1 pseudogene is annotated in these 572 nt (G+C 53.1%); it reads left to right on the top strand.

Annotation, left to right across the window (positions count from 1 at the left end):
- Window positions 1–572: pseudogene (locus ACTHUE_RS19930) on the top strand (hypothetical protein); the annotation flags it as partial.

Genomic DNA, 572 nt, shown 5'->3' with positions numbered 1-572 from the left:
ACACACCCAAACACTAACCCACAACAAATCAAACAAAACCACAACCCACCACAAAACCAAAACAAACACAACCACAACACCAAACACACAAACCAACAAAACCCCAACCCCAACCAACAACCCCACCCACAACCCAAACCAACCAAACCAAACCAACAACAAACAACACCACAACCACACCACAACCAACACAACCAAACCCAACCCCACAACAAAACCACCCACCACCACCAAAACACCCACCCGACACACCTACCCACCCAACCCCACCACCCCAAAAACCCCCCCAACTCCACCCACCCACCCACCAACCAAAAAAACAAACCCAAAACCCCCACCCCAACAAAACCCACCACCCACCACACCCCAACCCCCAACCCCCACAAAACACCCACCCCACCCCCAACCACCACAACACCAACACACCCCCACCACAAAAACCACCCCACCACACAAAAACCAAACGACCCCACCCCCAACCCCACAACAACCACAACCAAACCCACCCCACCACACAACCACCCCCCACACACACCCACCACCACCAACAAACAAAAAAACACAAACCCCAA

Source organism: Neisseria sp. P0021.S005 (assembly GCF_051956955.1).
This window is presented reverse-complemented; position numbering and strand designations above follow the sequence as displayed.